The sequence below is a fragment of the Bacillus sp. EKM202B genome (genome assembly GCF_011066025.1).
Lineage (GTDB): Bacteria > Bacillota > Bacilli > Bacillales > Bacillaceae_G > Bacillus_A > Bacillus_A toyonensis.
On sequence record NZ_JAAMNK010000005.1, the window covers coordinates 158507 to 184354 of the forward strand.

A 25848-nucleotide genomic window follows, 5' to 3' on the forward strand; every position below is an offset into this window, starting at 1 on the left:
TGTTTCACACCCCCTTAACTAATCCTGTCTCTATATCAAAGATGCTATCTGCCCAATTAAGATAAAAACTTGCTTCGTGAGATACAAGTATAATGCTGCCCTTAAACTGAATTAGCGCCTTTTGCAAAGCTTCCTTCGCTTCTGCATCTAAATGATTTGTCGGCTCATCTAAAATTAAGAAGTTACAAGGTGATAGTAATAATCCACACAGTTTCACCTTCGATTGTTCACCACCACTTAACGTACGAATTTCTTGCGAGACATGAGTATCTTTCACACCACACGCAGCTAAATGATGACGTATTTCCTTCATATTCAATGTAGGAAACTGTTCCGAAATAATTTGAAGCGGAGTTAAAGAATCATTGCTCCAATTTAAATCTTGCTCATAATATCCAATCTTTATTTGCTCTGAGAAGTGAAATTCTCCAGCAATACTAGCAATAGTGCCAACAATTGTTTTTAATAAAGTAGATTTCCCTACTCCATTGAATCCTGTAATAACAAGTTTTTGCCCACCCATTACTGAAAAATTCAATTTTGGTAAGAGAGCAAAGTCATAACCAACTTCGAGATTATTTACCTCAAGAACTGTTTGAACTGAAATAGGAAGTTCCCGAAAATGAATAGACGGTTTATGGGTAAAACTTGGTGGCGCAATTCTTTCCATACGTTGCAACTGCTTTCTACGTCCTTGTGCTATTTTTGAATTCACTCCAGCAATATTTCTACGAATATACTCTTCCGTTTTTTCAATTTTCTTCTGTTGTGCATGGTATTGGCGAATATAATCTTTTCGCAAATGCTCCTTTTGTCTTACAAAATCTGAGTATTTTCCGTAATACTTCTTAACTGTTCCAAACTCTACATCACATATGCAAGAAGTCACCTTTTCCAGAAAATCAAAATCATGTGACACTACAATAAACGCCCCTTCAAAATTCATTAAATAATTAGCAAGCCACTCCACATGCTCCTTATCAAGAAAATTCGTCGGTTCATCTAGTAATAAAATAGTCGGCTCTTCTAATAAAAGCTTCGCTAAAATTACCTTTGCACGTTGTCCTCCGCTTAATTCACCAATAACACGATCCATCCCGATAGCATCAATACCTAAACCAGCTGCCACCTTATTCGTTATACTGTCTACCGAATAAAAATCACGAGCCTCAAGCTGTTCTTGAATCTCTGCCGCTTTTAATAGTTGATTCTCATCTCCAGTCCTAGCACTTTCTTCATATAACTTGTTCATTCTATCTTCCATTTCATACAAATCATAAAAAGCTTTCTTTACATATTGTGAAATGGTATAGCCCCCATCAATTTCTGCGTATTGATCCAGATGTCCAATTTGAATATTAGGTTGCCACTTTATATCTCCTTTATCAGGAATGATTTCTCCAATCAATATTTTCATTAACGTGCTTTTTCCTGCACCATTCTGTCCAACAATTCCCATATGTTCTCCTTTATGCAAACTAAAAGAAGCATTTTCATATAAGGCTTTATCTATAAAACTATGTGATAAACTTTCAACTTTAAGTAAACTCATTCGTATTCCTCTTTTCCTGAAATTAAAAAAAGCAGAGAGATAGCGTCATTCGACACTAGCCCTCTGCTTCGTGGTTTTTCCTATACTACTCCAATTTATAGTAAAAGCTCATTGGAATAATATACACAAAGGGCCATAGACAAAGCATTGTCTATGGCCCTTAATCTATTTTATACATCGACTTACAAACCGTAACCAAATAAGCATAGATAAACTATACTTTTTTAGAAAAGTTATTCAGCCGATGAATATAGGGGATTTATGCCCCTTGATTAAGCTCCGTACAACGCTTCACCGTATACATTTGTGCGGAGCAAAGTTTTCTAATGAGTTTTACAAATTTTATATAAAGCATGTTCTGCACCTTCCTTAATACTTAAAAGGGATTTTAGCATACGGTTTTGCGAAGCGTCAACATTACTTCCAAATCATTCAACTACTTACTTTCAAAATATTGCTTCTGAAACATACACATTCTTATCGCATTATGATAGTTACCATCAACGAAAAACTCGTCGAGAAGCTCACCTTCTACCATAAATCCAACCTTTTTATAAACATGCACAGCCTTTTCGTTTTCTTTATCGACAACTAAATATATCTTATGCATATTTAAGACAGCAAAGGCATAACCCATCGCTAAACGCGTCGCTTCTGCTGCGTAACCATGCCCCTGATAATTTGGATCAATAATAATTTGGAATTCTGTTCTTCGGTGAATATAATCAATCTCCACTAACTCAACCAATCCAACCATTTCATTATCTTTCTCAACGATAAATCGGCGTTCACTTTGATCGTGTATATGTTTATCATACAAGTCCTGCAATTCTACAAAGGCCTCATAAGGTTCTTCAAACCAATACGACATAATATGCGCGTTATTATTCAGTTCGTGTACAAACTTTAAATCTTCTCGTTCTAATGGACGTAACTTCAATTCCTGACTCATTTCTATAACCTCCAAGTAAAAGAAACCTCTTCACTTAATTTCTCAATTTTTTTCAATTTCAAACGCCCTAATTTCATTGTAAACCTTCAAGTAACTTGAAGGTCAAGGTGAAAAAAGTAGTGCAAACTTATGTCTGCACTACTACTCTTTTCTCAAATCTCTCATATTCGATATGTATAAAGCAATGACTAAAACAAGAATGGATCCCGCATATAATAACGTCTCCATCGGTTCCTCATGAGATACAATAATTAACCGAATTAATGCCGTAATTCCGATATAAATAAAATAACGTAACGGGAAATGATAGTTCGATTTAAAATACTTAATAATTAATGCAATAAACTCGAAGTATAAGAAATATACGATGATACTTTCAACCAATTTATACGATGTATATTTCTTTGTTGAAAAGATGTATTGAATAAATGTGATTGTCTCATTAATTAAAAAGATAGATAAGACAATGGATAATATAATTAGCGCTATATTTAATATCCATTGCAAAACACTAGCTATAAGATGATCGATATTAAATGACTTCATTTTCTCTTTAAACTCCCCTTCGTATACGTACGTATTTATTATAGCAAAATTACGATTGGAAAGAAGTTAAATCATATATTCGTCCTTTGTTGTTGCCAGTGTAGGGAAGATTTAGTGTGTGGAGAATTCTGTTTACAACCATACCCGACGAAACATGGAGAAACTCTTTCAAATTACCGTTTGTACATGTCGTACTAATGAGCAATGCATAATCTCGTATAGCATCCTCATGTGCCACTTTTGAAAAATCTTTACAACTTGTACAACACCAACCCTTCTTCACTTTAACCATTGGAATAACTAAGCATTTCTCACATTGTACTCCCTTTAACAACTCCTCTTTTTCTATTTTATATTGCTCAAGTATATTTTGTTGAAGTGGAGAATGCTCCGTTATTATTTGATGAATGAGCCTATCTACATTATCTATAACTTTTCTTTTATATTTACTTTCAAACCACTTTATTTTATGAGGTAAATTTGCACTATGAATAATTGTATGAAGAAGATTGTCATCTGAAGATTTTATAATGGTACGAGGCGAGCTAATAACAACAAGGGACTCAATTGGAAGACTAGAAGAAAATCCATGTAAGCTTAACCATCTCTTCATTTGTATTTCTTGCCTTTTTATTTGTAAAACCGGATCTGGAAATCCCTCTGAATTTCCTTCTGTTATTCGGATAAGTTGATTAAACTTTGTATCAAATATTAATGTACCTGCTATATTTTTTATCTCAAGAAAAAGAAGAAACTTTGTGGAAAGGATAATAGTATCAATTTGAAAGTATTTATCATAATTAGATAAGCGAATATCATGTAAAATACTATACTCTTTCTCAGAAATAAAACTAAGTGGATAATCAATCGATTGCTCCCCTTTATATCCCGCCATGTGTTTTGCCAAGTTTTCTCCAATTAAATTTCGTTTCGGATGATGTACAGGTAACCTTCTAAGAAGTGCTTCTAACTGCCTTATATAAATCGGTATTTTTCTTTCTTTCACAATCACCTCAAACACCCCTTTACAAATATATCAACGATTTTTTCAATATATCTATCATAACTCACAATATATCAACGATTTTTCCAATATATCTATCACAACTCACAATATATCAACGATTTTTCCAATATATCGATTGGTCGACAATATCCGACACTGCCTCACTCCAATCACTCACAGCATATCCTAGAAAAACACCTTCAGCAAAAACTTAAAATCGCATTTCCGCATAAAAAAACATAACCTGCTCCTCCAGCAAAGTTATGGTTTTTACCTTATAATGCCACTCTACCTATAACTTTACCGTGAATTCCACAAAATCCATTTGTACTTATACCAACTTTCACTTTTTTCACACTGAAACTATATACCTCAAAATCGTTTCATAATGTTATTACTTCAGCATAGCTACAATTTATATAATAACGGTACAGTACAAATAACGTGCTGAATCACTAAGTATGGGGGAATAACGATGAACGAAGCATTACTATTAGTCGACATACAAAATGATTACTTTAAAGGCGGCAATATGGAATTACATCTACCTGAAAAAGCCATCCAAAAAGCGAAAGAAGTATTGAGAGTGTTTCGTGAAAAACATAAAACAATTATTCATGTACAACATATTGCGAACAATGAAGGAGCTACCTTCTTCCTCCCCGAGACAGTAGGTGCTCAAATTCATGATGATGTACAACCGATCGCTAATGAAAGAGTCATTCAAAAACATCACCCTAACAGTTTTTTAAGAACAAATTTATTAGAAACATTAAAAACAGAAAAAATAGACCAACTAGTAATTTGCGGTATGATGACTCATGTATGTATTGATGCAACAGTACGGGCTGCCAGTGATTTAGGATTTCAATGTATTGTAATTGAAGATGCTTGTACAACAAAAGATTTAGAATTCCAAGGAAATCTAATCCCAGCAGTACACGCTCATCAATCGTTCATGAGCGCATTAGAGTTTGGTGATATTTACGCAAAAGTCATGTCAGCAAGCTGTTTTATAAATAAAAACAAATAAAGAATTACAGTTCCATATGAAAAAAGAAAGGATAAATATCTTATTCTTTCTTTTTTTCCATTGTCTTAATGACAGTATTTATACGATAATCACCATAATGTAAAACATCTGCAAGCGTCTCTTCTAATTGCTGATGCGAAGATGTATGAAGAATCATGATATAACACCCATCGCCACTTATACGATACATTTCAGTGATTACGTCTGTTTTTTCGAAAAAACTTTGAATTTGATTATGATAATGTGGTGCATGCAAAAATAGCGTAACAAACGTCATAATGGATCCTTCCAGCTTAGCTCTGTCGATATCTATCGTATATTTTTGAATGACACCTGCCTCTTCTAATTTGTTAATTCGTTTTCCAACGGCTTGGCCAGTCAAATGTACTATCTCTCCAATTTCCCTCCAGTTCATTCTAGCGTTTTCTTGTAGTAACTGTATAATTTTAAAATCTGTTGAATCAAACATGGACATCCCCTTCCTATATGAAGCGACTTCTATAAAATCTTCATTTCCCATACAGTTCAGCTCAAAAATTTTGCACTACAATCAATTAACTCTATTAGGAATTACATTATTGTTAACGGCTTTCCTTCTTCTTTACAATGTATTTTTTTGATTACTCGTAGGCATCAGAAACAACTTTGGTAAATATTAGAAAGATTCCTGTAGCAAGCTAACGATTGCTTTTTTATAAATATGAAAATTTTTTAGGAATTAGTTTATCTTTTTTTAATGTTTTATTTAGAGGGAGTTTATACTCTGGGATTAACATAATAAACGTAGCAACTAAGTTCATTGATTCAACCTAAATCTTTTCATATAACAAAGATTCAGAAGGATGAACTACTACTATAATCACAAACCGCACTACTTAAAACCATGTGAATAACATGAAAATCATACAATGAGGAGACGATAAAAAATGAACAAAAAAACGAAAGCACTATCATCAATACTGCTCGGATTCACATTAGCATTAACAGGGTGTGCTGGTACTAAAGCCGAAGAAAATCATGGTAAACAAAAACAAGAACAAGCTGCTAAAGAGACGAAAAAGGAAAACAAGTTAACGAAAGGCCAAAAAATGGCTAACATTCTTAGCGATACTAATTGGCAAGGTACAAGAGTATATGACAAAGATAAGAATGACTTAACAAAAGAGAATGCAAACTTCATTGGCCTTGCAAAATATGATGCGAAGTCCGGCAGATATGAATTCTTTGATGCTAAGACAGGTGCAAGTCGTGGCGATAAAGGAACTTTCTTTGTCACAAATGATGGGAAGAAGAGAATATTAATTTCAGAATCAATGAAGTATCAAGCTGTTGTTGACATGACAAAACTAAATAAAAATGTATTTACTTATAAACGAATGGGGAAAGACGCTAACGGTAAAGATGTAGAAGTTTTCGTTGAACATGTTCCATATAAAGAAAAAGAACTTTCTTTCACTGATCCGGACAAGCAACTGAACACTACTACAGGCGATATTGTTAAAAATGTTGATGGAGATAAAATTTTAGGTGGCACCCTTTGGCATGGAACAAAGGTATTAGATGAAGCTGGTAATGATGTAACACAGTTTAATTCTAATTTTATAAGTCTAGCAAAATTTGATGACAAGTCTAATAAATACGAGTTCTTCAATAGCGAAACAGGTCAAAGCCGCGGTGACTATGGTTACTTCGATGTTGTACACGAAAATAAAATAAGAGCTCATGTATCAATTGGAAATAATAAATATGGTGCGGCTCTTGAACTTACTGAACTGAACAATAAGAAATTTACGTATAAAAGAACTGGTAAAGACCAATCTGGTAAAGACATAACTATATTCGTTGAACATGAACCTTATAAAGGTGATGTTAAACCACAATTTAGTTTTTAATTAGTTTGATTAAAAATCCTGTACTGAACTACAGGATTTTTCTTATGAGTCTACTTTTTATATTCGAAACATGAATTAGCTGTAAAATGAAATAGGATCATGCCCTCAAATAAGTAATAATAGAACCCCCTGTTGCATACAGCGCAGGGGTTTTGATGTTAAAAAATTCCCCTTCACTAGTCAAAGGCAAATAATGAAAAAAGAAAAATCAGATGTAAAATAATCAATAATTATTAAAAACAAATAAAAGGAGTATCTCTTATTTAATAAGAGATACTCCTTTTATTTTTGGAAACATGTCTTAGCCACAAGCAAAAGGAACCATAAACTTACATAAAGTTTATTTTAACTTCCCTATTGATAGGTTAACACGGTAATTCCCATACTTTAATAGTCGTCCTAGAAAGTTATCCAATTCTTCATTGGAAGCAAAATGTGTTTTTAATAAATAACATCCGTCACCACTTATACGATGTACTTCAGAAATCCCTTCTTCTCCTTGAAAGAAATTCATAAACTCTTGATGGTTAGCTGTTGTTACGAACAAAGTAACAAACGCAGTCACTACTTGTCCTAATTTGATTCGGTTTATTGCGATTGTGTATTGCTCAATAATCCCTAAATCCTCTAACCTTCGAATTCGATTTCCTACCGCCTGTCCCGTCATATGTATTTTTTGACCAAGTTCTTTCCATTGTATTCTTGAGTTTTCTCCTAATAATTTCAGTATCTCAAAATCTGTTTGATCAATGATATAAACCAATCCTTTCACCGTGAAAGTAGAAAGCCAGAAAGTGTTTCGCCAGCTTATTCTGCTTATCGATACAATTCACTATACTTAGTTTATCCTCTTACATCACATTGTTTATCAGTTATATTCACTTATAACATAGAGGACGCAACAAAAAATACATCTAGATTTAAAGGAGGTTACAAATATGTTATTACAAGAAATCCTATCGTTCAATGAACAATTTGTAGAAAATAAGGAATACGCTCCTTTTGAAGCAACAAAAATGCCTAAAAAACGTATGGTTGTTGTTTCTTGCATGGATGCTCGTTTAATTGAGCTACTTCCAAAAGCTTTAGATATACACGATGGTGATGCAAAAGTTATCAGAAATGCAGGTGGTAAAATTGCTTCTCCTTTCGATAGCGTTATGCAAAGTGTTATAGCATCAGTATATGATCTAAATGCAGATGAAATCTTTCTTATCGGACACCATAAATGTGGTGCAAGCCAAACTAATCCAAAAGGAACAATTCAAAAAATATTAGATCGTGGAGTAGCTTCATCCGAAATTTTATCAGCAATTGAATATGCTGGTGTTGATCTTGAAAAGTGGTTATTTGGATTCGATGATGTCTGCGATTCAACTCAAGCTAATGTTGATTTAGTAAGAAATCATCCACTTATTCCAAAAGATGTTCCTGTACATGGTTTAGTCATTGATCCTCACACAGGTAAATTAGATTTAGTAGTTGATGGATATAAAACATTAAATGGTATGAAAAATTAATTATTACTCAAATGAAGGGAAGTTATTAAATATGAATAGACAAGAAGCTACGCAAAAAATTATGGAAGCAAAAATTGCAAAAGGTTTAACATGGGAAGAAATTTCAAAAGTAAGCGAAAACTCTGAGACTTGGGTTGTAACAGCATTATTAGGACAAGCTACAATGACACGTCCGGAAGCAGAAAAAATCGGTAAACTATTAGAATTAGATGAGGAAGTGGTTCAGGCATTAACAGTAGTTCCACTTAGAGGTCAAGTAATGCAAATGCCTCCTACTGATCCAATCTTATATCGACTATATGAAATGATGTTACAATACGCACCAACTCTTAGAGAATTAATCTTAGAAAAAGCTGGCGAAGGTGTAATGAGTGCAATTAACTTCAATCTAGGTGTGGATACACAAGAAGATCCAAAAGGTGGCGATCCTCGTATCGTTATTACACTTAACGGTAAATTCTTACCATTCCGTACATGGTAATTAATTTTAAATCTATATATATAATTAAAATGATTTTATAGATTTATAAAATCCATCCTTTTTAATCTAACTGTATAGAAAGGATGGATTTTTACTATGAGATTCTTTTTCGACAAAGGAGAATAATATGAACAAAAAATACTTTAATACGAGCTTTAGTATTCTACAGTGGTTTGTGTTTCTATTAGCAAATGCAATTGCATTGCCTATCATTATTGGTGGCATATTTCATTTATCAATAGAAGATATCTCAACATTAATGCAGCAAACTTTTTTAGTCGTGGGAGTAAGTTCATTTATACAAGCATGGTTTGGGCATCGCTATCCCATAGCAGATGGTCCAGCAGGTTCATGGGTAAGTATATTTGTCATACTGGGACAAGTAGCTATGCATCAGGGACAAAGTGCAAAAGACGTGTTGCAACTTTTAGAAAGCGGGTTAATTATTGCAGGTATATTACTCTTCGTACTTGGTATAACAGGGCTTGTGCATCGAATCTTACGTTTATTTACCCCTTTAGTTACAGGAACTTTTCTTTTAATCTTAGCACTTCAGCTTAGTGGTGTGTTACTAAAAGGAATGATGGGATTACAAGAATCTGTAACTCATCCTGATTATACAACAACTACTATTGCACTCTTTGTTTTTACCATGATTACCTTCTTATCAATTAAAGGGAAAGGCTGGATGAAAAGTTACGCTGTGTTACTTGGCATTTCATTTGGTTGGCTTTTGTATGCTTTATTAGGAAAATCGTCTCATATGCCTTCACACACACCGTTAGTTAAGTTACCACAGATATTTGCTTGGGGCATGCCTAGATTCGATATTGGAATGACTCTAACTGCAATTTTATTTACATTTCTTTTAGTTGCAAATACGATTGCTGCTATTTCGGCTGTAAAACAAGTGGCTCCATTATCTAAAGAAGATGAAAAGCAAACACTGAACCGTGGTGTATGGGGCGGAGGTATATCACATATTATCTCGTCGTTGTTCTCTACAATTGGAATTGTACCATTACCTGCATCAGCAGGATTTATTCAACTAACAGGACAAAGAAAAGTGAAGTCATTCCTTATAGCAAGTCTCATATTAGCAGGAATTTCTTTTATTCCCTCAATTGTAAGCTTTATATCCTTACTTCCAGGCCCTATTGCTAATGCTGCACTTTTAGCAACATTTGTCCAAGTAATAGGCCTTTCATTTCAATCAATTTTACGTGAAGAATTAAATCAACGCCGATTAACTATATTAGGAATTACATTATTAATCAGTTTAGGAATAATGTTCCTTCCGGAAGGTGCATTTAGCGGTATTCCTTCTTCCTTACAATATGTTTTAAGTAACGGATTACTCGTAGGCACTATGATCAGTATTCTGCTAGAACAGTTTTGGAAAGAGTAAAGGGTTTATACAATGCAATAATACTCCTTGCTCAGTCCTAACAAAAAGGGATCACACCAGACGGTTGATCCCTTTTGTTTTATAATAATCTCTCTTATTTTCCTACAATATCTTTTGCTTATAAAGCTTTATGTTAACACAGCTATTGGTTAGCTTGTCCTGACATATTATGAATTTCCGTTCAATTTATCTAAGATACTCTTATCTATTTTTGTTTGATCCACTTTAGCTATTTTAGAAACAATCCCACGGCGATCTTCCCAATCAATCAAATAATATTGATTTTTTTCCAATTTATTTTGCACGGAAATTTTCAGTTTTCTTTCTTCCCCTTTTTTATCGTACACCTTCTCATCGTAAACATGATACGTAAGAATTTCTCCATTACTCAATTTTTCGTTTTCTACTGTAGAATCAGTCATTACCTTTACATAATATTCTTTAGTTGAATAGTACCCATTACCTGATTTCAGATAGTAGAAAGCACCTCCTATTATAGCTAATAACACAAAAATCCTAATGATCCATTTCATATGATAATACCTAACCTTTCTATCCTACTTGTAAAATTTATATTCATTCACATATAAATCTTCCTTACTTTAAGTATGCTTTATCTAAAAAGAGGGTACAATCCAGTTTCCTTACACCCACATTACACTTTTGTAATCCTATCATTTTGGATTAAAACATTTTTATCATTTTACAAAGCAAGCATAATTTTTTCGCAAACAAAAGAACCATACCCCTGCCAACCTGGAAAAGTTATGGTTCTTATCATATAAAATTGTAATTTGAATATTATTGCCGTAAACGCCAATCTCACAGGATTATTTGCATAAGGTGTTCAGCAATTTTGTCTCCACTTATCTTTTTATTTTTTTCTTTTCTACCAGGGCTGCCGCCCACATTTTAACGAAAATATACGCTAAGGATTATCTTGCAGCGTAACAAGCTACTTCTCCCTTAAATGTAGACACACTATACCGAATCCTAACTACATCACAACTTCTTATATGAGAACGGACGAGACCTACTTTGTCTAACACAATTGTGTTAGCTTATGAGTGGATAACCAAACCAGAATATAATGATTCCCTTACATTCACCGTCCGAGTGTTCAACACGTCGCAGGACTGGGAGTAATGACATATCTGTGGAGCTATTACCAACAGCCAGAAAAATTAAGAGTTATCACGATGGGCAATCGCATAAAAAAAGCTGCTGCCTATAAAATACAGACAGCAACTTCAACTAGAGTAGCTAGCATAATTTACGCAAGCTACAGTATACATTTTGTAACTAATAAACAGCGATTGGCCCATAGGGACCATTGATAATTTCTATTTTTGTTTCAAAAATATCAGTCAAAATTGTTGGGTCCATAACCTCTTCTACTGTTCCAAAAGCCGCAATTTGTCCATCTTTCATAGCACAAATTTTGTCAGAGTATTTAGCAGCAAAATTTATGTCATGCATAACAGTCAAAATTGTTCTTCCGAATTCATTAGCTGCACGTCTCAAATGCTCCATCATTTGAACAGATCGAGCAACATCAAGGTTGTTCAGAGGCTCGTCCAAAAGTACGTATTCGGTCTCTTGGCACAATACCATTGCTACATATGCCCTTTGTCTTTGACCACCAGAAAGTTCATCTAAATATCTATTCTCTAAATTAGTTAAATCCAAGAAATCAATATATTTAGAAATAATAGCTTCATCCTCTTTCGTTAATCTTCCCTTTGAATAAGGAAAGCGCCCAAATCCAACTAGTTGTCTCACAGTAAGCCTAGTTACAAAATGATTTTCTTGTCGCAATATAGTCAAAACTTTTGCTAAGTCTTTTGATTTGGATTCAGAAACATCCATATTTGCTACCTGAATTTGGCCTTCATCCATATCTAAAAGTCTGCCAATCATCAAAAGTGTTGTTGACTTTCCAGCACCATTTGGTCCAATTAAAGAAGTAAAGCCTGCTTTTGGTATTTCAATATCCAAAGGTCCTATTTTTACCTTATCAGTATAGAACTTTTTAACATTATCAATTTTTATCATAAAGCCCTCTTCCTTAAAACTATAGTTAAGAATATGATTCCACCAAATAATTCAATAATAACTGAAACTACACCTTGAGCATGGAATACATGATACATTAAAAAGTATGCGCTCGTCATTATTAAAAATCCTATAGCAAAAGCCATCGGAAAAATATATCTATGATCATAAGTTGACGCTGCCTGATAACTCAAAGTTGCCACTAAAAAGCCGTAGAAAGTAAGTGGCCCAATTAGAGCTGTTGAAATGGACATTAAAATAGCTACTAATACAAGCGTATAAATTACACTAGGTTGGTATTTAACTCCAAAAGAAGTAGCAACATCTTTTCCTAGTGACAAAACATTCAAATTCTTAGAATGAGCAAAAATTAATACCGCTACAATTATGATCATAGGAATTACAATAGGAAAATATGCAGGATCTGCATGATTAACAGAACCAAATAATCTTGCTTGTAAGATATCAAATTCTGAAGGCGCAAGTAGTTTTCTCATGAAAGTTGACACAGAATTTAGCCCGGTACCAATAATAATTCCAACTAAAAGCATAAGTTGTAAGTTCCCGTATTTACCGGAAAGTAACCATCCATAAAGTATCAAACTCATGAAGACCATAACAACAACTTGGAATAAAAATGATCCAATTCCATTAAAATTTATTAACGCACTAGCACCAAAGAAGAATACTGTACTCGTTTGAATTGCTGAATAAAGTGATTCGAAACCTAAAAGTGAAGGAGTAATAATTTTATTATTCGTAATAGATTGGAAAGCAACTGTCGACAAGCTATGGCAAACCGCAGCAATAATCATTGCAACAATAGCTACTATCCTTCTCTTAACGACTGGGATAAAAGAAGGTGAATCTATCGGAACTGGATTGTTATAAACTAAAAGTCCATATGAAGAAAGAAGACCTAAAGCAATCAATGTTATCAGTAAAATCCAATAACGTCTTGCTTCCTTCTTAGACCGAAAAGCGCTAGCTGATCTACTTTCATTATGAAGGCTAGAATCGATTTCGACATTTTCTTTTTTTCTATATTCTAATGTGATCATCGTAGCCTCCTTGGTTTTCTTTGTCTCAATAAAATAGTAATAAACACGACTGCTCCCACTGTTGCAAGTATTAAAGAAACAGGTAATTCAAAAGGCTGTATAATTGTTCGAGAAATGATGTCACAGGCAGTTATTGATCCCATTCCGATCACACAAACCCAAGGTAAATTACTCCTAAGATCATCACCTCTAAACATTGAAACGATATTTGGCACAATTAATCCTAAGAAAGGTAAGTGTCCAATAACAGCTGCAACAATTCCAACTGCAACAGAGATAAGAGCAGTCCCAAAAAGAACAATTCTATTGTAATTAACTCCAAGACTTGTTGCGACATCTTCTCCTAGTCCAGCTAAAGTCAATCTATTAGCATACATAAAAATAAGAAAAGTAATGATAACAATCAGCCATAAATATTCATATCTTCCCACCTGAATGTTAGCAAATGAACCTACGAACCAAGTTTCAATACTTTGTGTCTTTTGAAAAAGGAGTCCCAAAAAAGTAGACACTGCAGAAATAACTGCTCCAAGCATCAATCCAATAATCGGGACAATTAAAGACGAACGAAGTTTAACTCTTCTTAAAAATAAAAAGAAAATCATAGTTCCTATAAAAGAAAAAATGATTGCACCAGTCATTCTTTGCACTAAAGTCGGGGCAGGGAATAATAAATATACAAAAAGCAGGCCTAAGCCTGACCATTCAATAGTCCCCGTTGTAGTAGGTTCAACAAAACGATTCTGTGTAATAAGTTGCATGACGAGCCCTGCCATCGCCATTGCAGCTCCAGTAAGCATTAATGCAACTGTTCTCGGAACACGAGTTATGAAAAACATCTCCATTCCGTCCTCTTGTCCACGTATATCATAAACTCCAGTAAACAGTGATATAATCCCTAAAATTATAACAACTATAATCGCTATTATAAAAGATTTTGTCCATAATTTATTGTGATTATAAAACTGGGGTTGAGAAATATTCTCAACCCTAGAAATTATATTTTTTGACACTGTTTCGTACTCCTTTACACTACTTAGCTAAAGTTTTTGCAAGATTTCCAAACAACTCTATATAAGTCTGAATTGATTCATTTGTGTAAGTATCTTCTGGTGCATAAACAACTTGTTTTTTAGAAACAGCAGTTGTGTTTTGAAGAGCTGGTGATTTAGAAATAACATCCTTAGCAGGTGTTGAAGTAGCTGCATCAGATGTTGCAGCATCACGATCTAATACGAAAAGCCAATCAGGATTTGTTTGTGCAATAGCTTCAACAGAAACGTCATCACCTTTATGACCTGCAGTAGAATTTGAAACTTCTAGTGCTGGAACCCAACCGAAAATTTCATACATTGGTCCCCAAACACGACCAGAATGTGGAGCAGCAAAACCAATATTCCCACCAGTAACGATAACACTCATAACTTTATCTTTTCCGTTATAAGCAGATTTTGCAGTTTCAATAGATTTATCAAAATCAGCCACTAATTTTTTAGCTTCTTTATCTTTATCAAAGATTTTTCCTAAAGTAATTGTAGAATCTTTAAGTCCTTTTACTAAGTTTTTCCCAGGCGTAGTAGATTTCTCAGAAACATCAAAATTAAGATCAATAACAGCTGCATTTGGCACTAATTTTTTGATCTCTTCGTAATGATCAGCAAATCTTTGACCAACGATTACAAGGTCAGGGTTTGCAGCTGCAATAATTTCTAGATTTGGTTCACGGTGATTCCCAATATTTTGAACTTTTTCATCCTTTTTATATGCTGAATCAGCAGGCATGATATCCTTTGGAGCAGCCGCTAATTTAATTCCCCAATCAGATAAAGTTTCAAAAGTTCTGTTATCCAAAGCAACTACATTCTTTGGGTTTACAGGGACTTTAACAGTTCCATGAGCATCAGTGATTTCAACCGTTTTTGGCTTATCACTACCATTATCTTTATTATTAGCCTTCGAAGTTTCTTTACTTGAATCTGAGCAAGCTACTAACATTAAAGTGAAAACTGCTAGAATACTCACTAATTTTAAAAGCATAGATTTTTTCATATGTATACTCCTTATAGTGTGATTTATTTCGAAAATGATGACATCCATAGATTGAATTAGAAGGTAACTTTTATTCAATTGAATCGCTATTGATAATCATTTTCATTTGAACATCCTGTTAATTAGTATAGTCATTAATTCTGTGAAAATCTTGTGAATGGTGTGAATTCATAAAATCAGGCATAAAAAGTAATATGTGACGTCAGGCGTGTTGATTAACCATGATTTCCTCTACAAAACACGCTCATTAATAGCTAATATTTTCATAATCCATTTTTTTACGTCTTTTAATACTTCTAAGAAACTATTTGATTATCACATTTAATAAAAAAACGAGTAAAACGGAATGAAATAGTTTTACTCGTTTTTTATTATCTTATTTTTATCAGTCAATCATTGAATAGCCTCTGCCATGTATCGTTTGAATATATCTGTCTTTCTTCTCGCACTTTAACTTTTTTCTTACATACCCAATATATAAATCTACTACATTTGGATTTACTACTACGTTATATCCCCAAACTTGATTCAAAAGCATCTCACGGCTCAATATTGTGTTTTTGTTTTTAATTAAAAATACAAGTAAATCATACTCGCGCTTAGTAAGTGAGAGATTTTCGCCACCTTTTTTCACAATATTGCTAGATGCATCAACAAAGAGATCTTTAAACTGAAAAAAATTCATCTCATTTTGCTGGATATAGTCACTTCTCCTTAAAATTGCTTGAACCCTTGCTACTAATTCTTCTTTCACAAATGGTTTTCTTATATAATCATCTGCTCCTGCTTGTAGCCCTGCTATGCAATCCTTACTAGAAATATTGTCGGTCACAATAATGATCGGTGTCGTTTTAACAAGTCGTATTTGTCTGCAAATTTCTGGTCCCGATATACTTAATGAGTCCCAATCCAATATGATAATATCCCAATCTTGTTCATATATTATATTTAAACCTTGGTTTTCATTGTGAAGTTTTAAAATGAAATAGCCTTCTTGCGTTAGACCGCTTACAATTTTCTTTGCTGAAGACCGTTCATTTTTAATCACCAACACCTGCTTCACCGATGGTTCACCTCTACTTCAATATAACTTATTTAGATAAAAAATTATCCCCAAAAAACAATTTAAGATTTATAAATTTAAAACCCCTAATTAATCCATTAAAACAGTTTATTAGGAGAACTCTATATAATCTTACAATAGGTATGGATAAAAACACAAAACATATGAAGATTCAAATAAAGCGAAGTGTTAATTAAATAGAGATGTTCATCCCCCCACTGCTTATGAGTCCTCACCAATCAGGCTTTTACTGGATAAAATTGTGATAGTTAAGGGATAACACACAAGATGCATTGATGATGTAATTGAAAGAACCAAGAAATTAGATACATTCTATTTTTAGAACCATAACTTTGCCACAAACAAAAAGAACCATAACCTCGCCAACCTGGCAAAATTATGGTTCATATCACAAAAATAAAAAAACCACCAAATATGTATTGGTGGAGACGGTGGGAGTCGAACCCACGTCCAAAAATATCGGCACTTAAGCTTCTACGAGTGTAGTCGATATATTAGCATTTCGCAAACTCTTCGGCCTATCGACAGGCTTCCAAGTTGCTAGTCTGATTGTTCTCTTCCTTCGCCCTCAGACGGCGAACTCCGGCGTAGTCCACTTAGTTTGAGTCCCTTACCCTACCACATGGACGATGGAGGGAGGAACCTTTAGTGCAATTAAGCAGCTAAAGAAAGATTGTTTTGTTTGCCAATTATAGGCTTTGACGTTTTAACGAGGCCGATCCCCTCGACTCGCAACCTAAGCTCGAACTATCCCTGTCGAATCCGTAACGTCCCCATGATAAAAATGGAGCATACGAAGAAAATATCGTGATAGCTACTAAGAGCTGTTTTTCAATGTGCAATAACCTTACATAAGTTATTATATCATACGCGCGCCGTTTTACAAATGTAAATATCTGTATTACATCTTTTGGCGATCACGGAACACGCGTGCAATTTCACGTTTCGCTTCTTTCTCTTTTAAATCATGACGTTTATCATATTGTTTCTTACCTTTTGCTAAACCAAGTGCCATCTTTGCAAATCCATTTTTCAAATAGATTCTAAGTGGAACTAATGCGTAACCTGTTTCTTTTGCAGCTCCCGCTAGTTTATCAATTTCTTTTTTATGAAGAAGTAATTTTCTCGTGCGAAGCGGATCATGGTTGAAACGATTCCCTTGCTCGTACGTATTAATATGCATATTATGAACCCATACTTCACCATTATGTATACGTGCAAACGCATCTTTCAAGTTCACGCGACCAGCGCGAATCGACTTAATTTCCGTTCCTTGAAGGACAAGCCCTGCTTCGTATGTTTCTTCGATGAAATAATCATGAAATGCTTTTTTATTTTGTGCAATAACCTTACCTGTACCTTTTGGCATATAACGTCCCTCCTCTATTTTTACTATTGTAACAAATGTAAACAAAAAGCGAAAGTGGCTCGTTCAGAATGTGAGGTGGATGGAGCTTCTGACCTTGAGGCGCCCTTTGCCTCTGGGGAAGAAGCGAAGTCGCCAAACATTCTAGCCACTGTAGCTGGATTACACAAAAAGCGAAAGTAGCTCGCTCAGAATCTTTGGACATTGGAACTCCCGACAGAGAAGCGCTTTTTGCTTCGTTCGAGGGAGTGAAATGACCAATAAAAAGAAAAACGGCCCCGCTTTTCATCAAAGCGAAGCCACTCTTTTCTTACTTACGCTTTTTCTTTTTCTTCTTGAATCCTGGTACGTTTTCAAAGAATCCTTTTTTCTTCTTGCCATTACCATCTTTTTTCCCTGGCTGACTAGCGGACGTGGATGCTGATGCGGATCCTCTTCCTGTGCTGTTACCTTTGCCACCACGGTCAAATTTTCTACCTGTACCGCGTTCGCCGCCGCGCTCATTACTGCGCTCGCTACGTCCACCCCGTTTCTTTCTGCCTGTTCTTGGCTGTTCGATAACGACTGGACGATCTTTGAACTTACGGCGAGGTGTACCTTTCATGCCAACGATTTCAAAGTCAATTGCGCGCTCGTCTTTGTTTACGTTAATAACACGAATTGTAATTTCGTCACCGATGCGGAATACGTTACCTGTACGTTCTCCGATCATTGCGAAATGCTTCTCGTCGTAACGGTAGTAATCATCCGTTAAGTAACTAACATGTACAAGACCTTCAATTGTATTTGGAAGCTCTACGAATAAACCGAAGTTTGTTACAGAGCTAATCATACCGTCATACTCTTCACCGATCTTATCGACCATATACTCTGCTTTTTTCATTTCGTCTGTTTCACGCTCTGCTTCAACAGCACGACGTTCCATATTAGAAGAGTGCTCTGCAATCTCTGGTAAGTTTTCACGCCATTTCGCTTGTGTTTCACTGTCGACTTTACCGTTAATGACGTATTCACGAATCAATCTATGAACGATCGTATCTGGATAACGACGAATCGGCGATGTGAAATGCGTGTAGAACTCAGTTGATAAGCCGAAATGTCCTAAGCTTTCCGAATCGTAACGTGCTTGCTTCATAGAACGAAGCATAACCGTTGAAATTACTACTTCTTCAGGCTGTCCTTGAACCATTTCAAGAATTTGTTGCAATGCACGAGGATGTACTTCATTCGCACGTCCTTTTACCGCATATCCGAAGTTCGTTACAAACTCGAAGAATCGCTCTAACTTATCTTCTTTCGGATCTTCATGGACACGGTACATGAATGGTACGTTCATCCAGTGGAAGTGTTCTGCTACGGTTTCGTTCGCAACAAGCATAAATTCTTCAATTAACTTTTCTGATACAGAACGATCACGCATTACAACATCAGTCGGTTTTCCTTCTTCATCTACTAATACTTTTGCTTCTTTAAAGTCAAAGTCGATTGCACCACGGCGCATACGCTTTTCACGTAAAATTTGTGCCAATTGGCCCATCTCTTTAAACATTGGTACTAACGGTTCATAGCGCTTGATTAACTCTTCGTCCTCATCTTCTAAAATGCTTCTTACGTCAGCATATGTCATACGCTCTGTCGTTTTAATCACACTTTGGAAAATCTCGTGTTTGACAACATCACCTAAGTTGTTGATTTCCATTTCACAAGACAGTGTCAGACGGTCTACTTTCGGATTTAATGAACAAATACCGTTAGATAGACGATGTGGAATCATTGGAATTACACGATCAACAAGATATACACTCGTCGCTCTTTCCGCTGCTTCAACATCAATTGGAGAACCTTCTTCAACGTAATGACTTACATCCGCAATATGAACACCAAGCTTGTAATTACCGTTCTCAAGCTTCGTTACTGTAACAGCATCATCTAAGTCCTTCGCGTCTGCACCATCAATCGTTACAATCATTTGGTCACGTAAATCACGGCGATCTTTCAAGTCTTCTTCTGAAATCGTTTCTGGTACACTGTTTGCATGCTCCATCACTTCCTCAGGAAATGCTAAAGGTAAATGATGTTTATGGATGACCGATAAAATATCTACTCCTGGATCATTTTTATGACCTAAAATTTGAATAACTTCACCTTCCGCACTTAAACGATTCTCTGGATAGCTCGTAATTTTAACAACTACTTTATGGCCTTCTACAGCACCCATGGATGCGCTTTTCAAGATGAAAATATCACTTGTCCAACGCTTATTGTCAGGTATAACAAACCCAAAGTTTTTCGATTCTGTATATGTACCAACTAGTTCTTTCGTTCCACGTTCTAAAATGCGTACAATTGAACCTTCTTGACGTGAACCACTTGATTGTGAACTTAGGCGTGCTAATACTGTATCACCGTGAAGTGCACCGTTTAATTCTGTAGGAGGAATGAAAAGATCATCATCTCCCGTTTTCTTCTCTTCTGGCACAACGAAAGCAAAGCCACGCGCATGTCCAATTAACTTACCACGCACTAAATTCATCTTTTCAGGAAGACCATAACGATTGCTACGTGTACGAATAACAAGTCCCTTCTCTTCCATCATTACAAGTGCCTTTACAAAATCTTTAAAGCCCTCAGAACCTTCAATTCCAAATGCCTCTTCTAACTCTTGTATCGTTAACGGTTTATACGCTTCTTCTCTCATAAATAATAACAACTTATCAATATTTTCTTGTATGATTTCTTCCAAGCAAAAATACCTCCTTTAAACCCTTATATTATTTAGTGTATCCGAAAGATGGGGGATGTATAAAGCGAAAATTCAATACTCCCCTAATGATTTTTTTACAGTTTCCATAAAAATTTCCTTATGAAAAAAAGAGGCAACTAGATCTTACCAATCTAGTTGCTCCAAGAAGTTATATACATCCTCATGTAGCTCGTCACGTTGCTTATCAAGTGTAATGACATGCGTAGAGTCTTCATACCATTTAATGTCCCTTAACGTTGATTCTACACCGTTATAAATAATGTTAGCACTATCCGTATTAATCATTTCATCATGACGCGCTTGTACAACAAACGTCGGTGCATAAATCATATCAACATTATTACGTACATCAGCAATTAGCTCTTGTAATGCTTTTAATGTATTCATCGGTGTCTGTTGGAATTCCAACATTTCTTGTTCAATTTGCTCTGGTGATTTTTGCTCACGCTTTTTATATTCGCGAGCATATGCCAATATACCTTGGTACATTGTTTCTTCACTCTTAATATACATCGGTGCACACATTGGTACCACACCTAAAACAGGGATTGTATATGCTAATTTCAGAGAAAATACTCCGCCTAGTGACAAACCAACGACAGCAATTTTCTCAAAGCCTTTATCTTTTAAAAGCTGATATGCCTCCGTTACATCTTGCCACCAATCTGTAGGACCTGTATGAACAAGTTCTTCTGGTGGTACGCCGTGTCCTTTATAAATTGGCGCATGACAAGTATAGCCTTTCTTTTCTAAGAAACGCCCTAACATACGTACATCAGCTGAGTTTCCTGTGAATCCATGTAGTAATAAAACAGCGCGGTCTCCACCCTCAAATGTAAATGGTTTCGGAGATGCTAATTTCATCATGTACTTCTCCTCTTTCTCTTCTGTAATCTAGTCGTATTCTTTCTATATCTTAGTGTACCATATTTATATTTCTATAATCTAATTAGAAACTTTTTTCAAATAACAAAATAAAAAAAGAAGAACCATTAGTACAAACTACTAACGCTTCTTCTTTCAATTCTATAAGTTTAAGTACGTAACAGCAATTGTTAATACAAAGAACAATACAGCTAAAACAATTGTAATACGGTTTAATACCGCTTCAATTCCACGTGCTTTTTGCTTACCAAATAATTGCTCTGCACCGCCGGAAATTGCACCTGAAAGGCCTGAGCTATTACTAGACTGCATAAGTACCATAACAATCATTAAAATCGATACAATAATAAGTAAAACGGATAATAACGTATGCACTTGGCGTACCTCCTACAAAGATTCAGTTATTTTAACTGTAGCATAAATCCTATAGAAAAGCGAGAGCTATAGAGTCGCTCTCGCTTTTCTTCTATTACATAAACATCATTGCAAATAACGGTCCGAGCAAACATGTCAAAATTGCTGTTAATGTCATTGTTACCGATCCAATAACACCTTCATGTTCGTTATTTTTCATTGCTCTCATAACACCCATAATATGAGAAGCACATCCAAATCCGATACCTTTACCAACCGAGTTTGTAACGCGGCTCCATTTTAATAAAATTGGACCTGTAATCGTTCCAGTAATACCTGCGATAACTACGAATGCCGCTGTTAAGGATGGAACACCACCAACTTGTTCAGAAACGCTCATCGCAACCGGCATTGTCACTGATTTTGGTAATGAAGATAAAATTAAACTTTTATCTGTTCCCATAAGTGAGGCAATAGCAAAATCACTCGCAATCGCAACTGTTGTACCTACTAATACTCCGCCCGCAATCGGTACAACATATTTTTGCAGCACATGACGTTGTTTGTAAAGCGGGATTGCAAATGCTACAACACCTGGTCCAAGTAACTTCGCAATCCAGCCACCACCGCTTTCCATATAATGTTGATATGGTATATCAAGCACAATAAATAAGAAAGCCATTAATCCTGTCGCTACAAGCATTGGAATAGTAAATGGTGTTGGAAATAATTGATAGATTTTTTTAGATAATTGATATAATAGCACCGTAAAAAGAACCCAACCGATTCCGATTAACATTTGACTCATCACGACTCCCTTTCCTTTCTATTCGCAAGATATTGCCCTGTATGTCCTGCGACAATGATAATTAAAAACGTACTCGCTACAACTGTAATGAAAAGAGAAATTCCTTTACTCATAAAAAAAGCACCGTAATTCATTAAGCCAAGCGTTGGCGGAATTAATAAAAACGGCATAATAGCGACGAGTGTTTCCGCTCCTAAATCAAACCATTTCACTGGAAGTACTTTTAGGCTAAGTAAAACAAGTAAAAGAAACATCCCAATCAAGCTTCCTGGAATTGGAATATTCAACATTTCTTGCACCCAAGTTCCAACCATATAAAACACATAAAGAGCAGCAATTTGGACAAGGATCTTTGTAAATTTCATGTTCATCATCCCTCATGTTTATACGATCTTCTGTTAATATCTTTATCATAGTATAAATTGTAAAAAGCTGCAATTTATCAACTTGACAGCAAAAACAGCCTATGTTATACGCTTACAACATTGATATGACTGCATTTCCAAACAAAAATTATGTCAAAAACATTGACCTAATATAAAAAGTTTTTATTTTCTGAATTTATGATACTATTATTTCAATAAAATAATCTTTTTATCCTTAAACTTACATATATATAAAGTGAAACTTTAATCAATGAGGGTGTCCTCATCCCTATTGATTATTAGCCCTCACCAAGCAAGTTTGTACGGGATAAACAAGATAGGTGGTGAACATATGCCCAAAAAAGTTCTCATTTTTTGTGATCCTGGGATTGATGATACGATGGCTCTCCTCTTAGCATTCTTTATCGATGAAATAGAAATAGTCGGTATCGTTGCTGATTACGGCAATGTTCCAAAAAAAATGGCCGTAGAAAATGCTCATTTTCTTACAAACGAAGTAGAGGGTAGAAATATCAAAATCTTTGGTGGATCAGAACGGCCAATTACTGGTGCCCCTCCTGCTTTTTTTACAGATGTACACGGGAAACAGGGACTCGGCCCAATTATTCCAAAGGAGAATGTGACTAACGAAGAAATGGAGAATTTTTTTGAAGTTATTCCTCTTATTGAACAGTATAAAGATGAATTAATCATCGTAAGTTTAGGAAGGCTTACCTCCCTAGCAATTTTATTTATCGTATGTAAACAATTAATGGAGCAAATTAAATCTTTCTACGTAATGGGCGGTGCTTTTCTCCATCCTGGTAATGTTACCCCTATTTCCGAAGCAAACTTTTATGGCGATCCTACTGCCGCTAATATAGTCCTTCAATCCGCAGCTAACATGTACATATACCCATTAAACGTCACCCAATACTCCATCATTACACCAGAAATGGCCGAATACATCGAGGCAAAAGGAAAAGCTCCACTTGTCAAACCGTTATTCGATCACTATTACTACGGATATTATAAAGACGCCCTACCACATTTAAAGGGCAGCCCCTTCCATGACACAATGCCAATACTCGCTTTACTTGATAACGCTATGTTTACATATCACAAATCACCTATCGTTGTCATGACAGAATCTTATGCACAGGGGGCAAGTATTGGAGAATTTCGCTCTTTAGGAGAATCTAAACCATTTATTGATTGGCCGAGTCATCAAATAGCAATTGATTTTGATTATAATCGCTTCTTCAAACATTTCATGTCACTTATGACGGGCGAACAATTTTAGCATAAAAAAACAGACCGTGATTTCTCACGGTCTGTCGTTATTTTCTACAATTATCTTTTGATGTTATAGAAAGATTTTACACCATCGTAAACAGCGATTTCGCCTAGTTCGTCTTCGATACGTAATAATTGGTTGTACTTAGCAATACGGTCAGTACGGCTCATAGAACCAGTTTTGATTTGGCCAGCGTTAGTTGCAACTGCGATGTCAGCGATTGTAGCATCTTCAGTTTCACCAGAACGGTGAGATACAACTGCTGTGTAACCAGCACGTTTAGCCATTTCGATAGCTTCGAAAGTCTCAGTTAAAGTACCGATTTGGTTAACTTTAATTAAGATTGAGTTAGAGATACCTTTTTCGATACCTTCAGCAAGTTTTTGAGTGTTAGTTACGAATAAATCGTCACCAACTAATTGTACTTTATCACCGATACGCTCAGTTAATAATTTGTGACCATCCCAGTCGTTTTCGTCTAAACCATCTTCGATAGAGATGATTGGGAAGTCTTTGCAAAGCTCTTCGTAGAAATCAACCATTTCTGCAGAAGTTAAGCCAGTACGGCCTTCGCCTGCAAGGTCATATTTACCAGTTTCTTTGTTGTAGAACTCAGAAGAAGCAACGTCCATTCCTAAGAATACGTTCTCGCCAGCTTTGTAACCAGCTTTTTCGATAGCTTCGATGATTACTTCTAGAGCTTCACGGTTAGAACCAAGGTTTGGAGCGAATCCACCTTCGTCACCTACTGCAGTATTAAGACCTTTGTCATGTAATACAGCTTTAAGTGCATGGAATACTTCAGCACCCATACGGATTGATTCTTTGAATGTTGGAGCGCCAACTGGTAAGATCATGAACTCTTGGAAGTCTACGTTGTTATCAGCGTGAGAACCACCGTTGATGATGTTCATCATTGGAGTTGGTAATTGTTTTGCATTGAATCCACCAAGGTAACGGTATAATGGAAGACCTACGAAGTCAGCTGCTGCGTGAGCTACTGCCATAGATACACCAAGGATAGCGTTAGCGCCTAGTTTACCTTTGTTTGGAGTGCCATCTAATTCGATCATAGCACGGTCGATACCAGCTTGGTCAGTTACATCGAAACCAGCGATTTCTGGAGCGATAATTTCGTTAACGTTGTTTACTGCGTTAATAACACCTTTACCAAGGTAACGAGATTTGTCACCGTCACGTAATTCTACTGCTTCGTGCTCACCAGTAGATGCACCACTTGGTACGATAGCGCGTCCGAAAGCGCCGCTTTCTGTGTAAACTTCTACTTCTACAGTTGGGTTACCACGAGAGTCAAGGACTTCGCGAGCATAAACATCAATAATTGTTGACATAATAAATTCTCTCCTTTT

At 35.5% G+C, this 25848-nt stretch carries 25 protein-coding genes and 1 other RNA gene; 6 read left to right on the top strand and 20 right to left on the bottom strand.

What is annotated here, in order from left to right:
• Nucleotides 1-4: 4 nt before the first annotated feature.
• From G9F74_RS09100 to G9F74_RS09115, 4 genes are all read right to left on the bottom strand, one after another.
• Nucleotides 5-1552, bottom strand: coding sequence for an ABC-F family ATP-binding cassette domain-containing protein (locus G9F74_RS09100; protein ID WP_000054846.1), 1548 nt, complete (start codon nt 1550-1552; stop codon nt 5-7).
• Between the two features lie 436 nt (nt 1553-1988).
• The gene (gene speG / locus G9F74_RS09105; RefSeq protein WP_000076822.1) at nt 1989-2504 is read right to left on the bottom strand and encodes a spermidine N1-acetyltransferase; all 516 of its coding nucleotides are present in this window, start codon (nt 2502-2504) and stop codon (nt 1989-1991) included.
• Nucleotides 2505-2645: 141 nt separating this feature from the next.
• Entirely contained in the window at nt 2646-3050 is a 405-nt protein-coding gene (gene psiE / locus G9F74_RS09110) for a phosphate-starvation-inducible protein PsiE (RefSeq protein ID WP_000834705.1), read from the bottom strand.
• A gap of 49 nt (nt 3051-3099) precedes the next feature.
• The gene (locus tag G9F74_RS09115) at nt 3100-4056 is read right to left on the bottom strand and encodes a nuclease-related domain-containing protein (protein WP_016107225.1); all 957 of its coding nucleotides are present in this window, start codon (nt 4054-4056) and stop codon (nt 3100-3102) included.
• Between the two features lie 475 nt (nt 4057-4531).
• Here G9F74_RS09115 and G9F74_RS09120 point away from each other — a divergent pair, with 475 nt between their 5' ends.
• Entirely contained in the window at nt 4532-5089 is a 558-nt protein-coding gene (locus G9F74_RS09120; RefSeq protein ID WP_016107226.1) for a cysteine hydrolase family protein, read from the top strand.
• Between the two features lie 40 nt (nt 5090-5129).
• On the opposite strand, the gene G9F74_RS09125 is transcribed toward G9F74_RS09120, so the two are convergent.
• Nucleotides 5130-5564, bottom strand: coding sequence for an Lrp/AsnC family transcriptional regulator (locus G9F74_RS09125; RefSeq protein ID WP_033657330.1), 435 nt, complete (start codon nt 5562-5564; stop codon nt 5130-5132).
• Nucleotides 5565-6015: 451 nt separating this feature from the next.
• On the opposite strand from G9F74_RS09125, the gene G9F74_RS09130 reads away from it, so the two are divergent.
• Nucleotides 6016-6981: a DUF4822 domain-containing protein gene (locus tag G9F74_RS09130; RefSeq protein ID WP_001036594.1), complete on the top strand. Its 966-nt coding sequence runs from the start codon at nt 6016-6018 to the stop codon at nt 6979-6981.
• 340 nt (nt 6982-7321) lie between these two features.
• On the opposite strand, the gene G9F74_RS09135 is transcribed toward G9F74_RS09130, so the two are convergent.
• Complete coding sequence (locus G9F74_RS09135; protein ID WP_002039967.1) at nt 7322-7753, bottom strand: Lrp/AsnC family transcriptional regulator; 432 nt, start codon at nt 7751-7753, stop codon at nt 7322-7324.
• 166 nt (nt 7754-7919) lie between these two features.
• Here G9F74_RS09135 and G9F74_RS09140 point away from each other — a divergent pair, with 166 nt between their 5' ends.
• The 3 genes from G9F74_RS09140 to G9F74_RS09150 all read left to right on the top strand — a co-directional run bounded on the left by G9F74_RS09140 (nt 7920) and on the right by G9F74_RS09150 (nt 10390).
• A complete protein-coding gene (locus G9F74_RS09140) occupies nt 7920-8501 on the top strand; it encodes a beta-class carbonic anhydrase (RefSeq protein ID WP_000926483.1) in 582 nt (193 codons plus the stop codon).
• Nucleotides 8502-8532: 31 nt separating this feature from the next.
• Nucleotides 8533-8982, top strand: a complete 450-nt coding sequence (gene cynS / locus G9F74_RS09145) for a cyanase (protein WP_001081567.1) — start codon at nt 8533-8535, stop codon at nt 8980-8982.
• Nucleotides 8983-9109: 127 nt separating this feature from the next.
• Nucleotides 9110-10390, top strand: a complete 1281-nt coding sequence (locus G9F74_RS09150; RefSeq protein ID WP_016107227.1) for a purine/pyrimidine permease — start codon at nt 9110-9112, stop codon at nt 10388-10390.
• Between the two features lie 167 nt (nt 10391-10557).
• Here G9F74_RS09150 and G9F74_RS09155 read toward each other — a convergent pair whose 3' ends face one another.
• The 13 genes from G9F74_RS09155 to G9F74_RS09215 form a co-directional block, all read right to left on the bottom strand.
• Nucleotides 10558-10923, bottom strand: coding sequence for a YxeA family protein (locus G9F74_RS09155; protein ID WP_000871137.1), 366 nt, complete (start codon nt 10921-10923; stop codon nt 10558-10560).
• Nucleotides 10924-11692: 769 nt separating this feature from the next.
• Nucleotides 11693-12445 (bottom strand): iron ABC transporter ATP-binding protein, encoded by a 753-nt coding sequence (locus tag G9F74_RS09160; protein ID WP_000590058.1) that lies wholly within the window; start codon nt 12443-12445, stop codon nt 11693-11695.
• Nucleotides 12442-13506: an iron chelate uptake ABC transporter family permease subunit gene (locus G9F74_RS09165; RefSeq protein WP_000631245.1), complete on the bottom strand. Its 1065-nt coding sequence runs from the start codon at nt 13504-13506 to the stop codon at nt 12442-12444. Before G9F74_RS09165 ends, G9F74_RS09160 begins: the two co-directional genes overlap by 4 nt.
• On the bottom strand, nt 13503-14519 hold the full coding sequence (locus G9F74_RS09170; RefSeq protein WP_016107228.1) for an ABC transporter permease: 1017 nt from the start codon (nt 14517-14519) through the stop codon (nt 13503-13505). Before G9F74_RS09170 ends, G9F74_RS09165 begins: the two co-directional genes overlap by 4 nt.
• A gap of 19 nt (nt 14520-14538) precedes the next feature.
• Complete coding sequence (locus G9F74_RS09175; RefSeq protein ID WP_016107229.1) at nt 14539-15555, bottom strand: siderophore ABC transporter substrate-binding protein; 1017 nt, start codon at nt 15553-15555, stop codon at nt 14539-14541.
• Between the two features lie 385 nt (nt 15556-15940).
• Nucleotides 15941-16618 carry a response regulator transcription factor gene (locus tag G9F74_RS09180; protein WP_000815822.1) on the bottom strand — a complete coding sequence of 226 codons (678 nt, stop codon included), beginning with the start codon at nt 16616-16618 and terminating at the stop codon, nt 15941-15943.
• Nucleotides 16619-17059: 441 nt separating this feature from the next.
• Nucleotides 17060-17414: a transfer-messenger RNA gene (gene ssrA / locus G9F74_RS09185) on the bottom strand.
• Between the two features lie 126 nt (nt 17415-17540).
• A complete protein-coding gene (gene smpB / locus G9F74_RS09190; RefSeq protein ID WP_001123917.1) occupies nt 17541-18008 on the bottom strand; it encodes an SsrA-binding protein in 468 nt (155 codons plus the stop codon).
• A gap of 307 nt (nt 18009-18315) precedes the next feature.
• Complete coding sequence (gene rnr, locus G9F74_RS09195) at nt 18316-20748, bottom strand: ribonuclease R (RefSeq protein WP_000391116.1); 2433 nt, start codon at nt 20746-20748, stop codon at nt 18316-18318.
• A 144-nt stretch (nt 20749-20892) separates the two neighbouring features.
• Nucleotides 20893-21633: a carboxylesterase gene (gene estA / locus G9F74_RS09200; protein ID WP_165406222.1), complete on the bottom strand. Its 741-nt coding sequence runs from the start codon at nt 21631-21633 to the stop codon at nt 20893-20895.
• Nucleotides 21634-21795: 162 nt separating this feature from the next.
• Nucleotides 21796-22029, bottom strand: a complete 234-nt coding sequence (gene secG / locus G9F74_RS09205; RefSeq protein WP_000557263.1) for a preprotein translocase subunit SecG — start codon at nt 22027-22029, stop codon at nt 21796-21798.
• A 94-nt stretch (nt 22030-22123) separates the two neighbouring features.
• Nucleotides 22124-22816 (bottom strand): LrgB family protein, encoded by a 693-nt coding sequence (locus tag G9F74_RS09210; protein WP_016107230.1) that lies wholly within the window; start codon nt 22814-22816, stop codon nt 22124-22126.
• Nucleotides 22816-23181, bottom strand: coding sequence for a CidA/LrgA family holin-like protein (locus tag G9F74_RS09215; protein WP_000673221.1), 366 nt, complete (start codon nt 23179-23181; stop codon nt 22816-22818). Before G9F74_RS09215 ends, G9F74_RS09210 begins: the two co-directional genes overlap by 1 nt.
• A gap of 352 nt (nt 23182-23533) precedes the next feature.
• Here G9F74_RS09215 and G9F74_RS09220 point away from each other — a divergent pair, with 352 nt between their 5' ends.
• On the top strand, nt 23534-24484 hold the full coding sequence (locus tag G9F74_RS09220) for a nucleoside hydrolase (protein ID WP_016107231.1): 951 nt from the start codon (nt 23534-23536) through the stop codon (nt 24482-24484).
• Nucleotides 24485-24534: 50 nt separating this feature from the next.
• On the opposite strand, the gene eno is transcribed toward G9F74_RS09220, so the two are convergent.
• Complete coding sequence (eno, locus tag G9F74_RS09225; RefSeq protein WP_000103946.1) at nt 24535-25830, bottom strand: phosphopyruvate hydratase; 1296 nt, start codon at nt 25828-25830, stop codon at nt 24535-24537.
• Nucleotides 25831-25848: the final 18 nt, after the last annotated feature.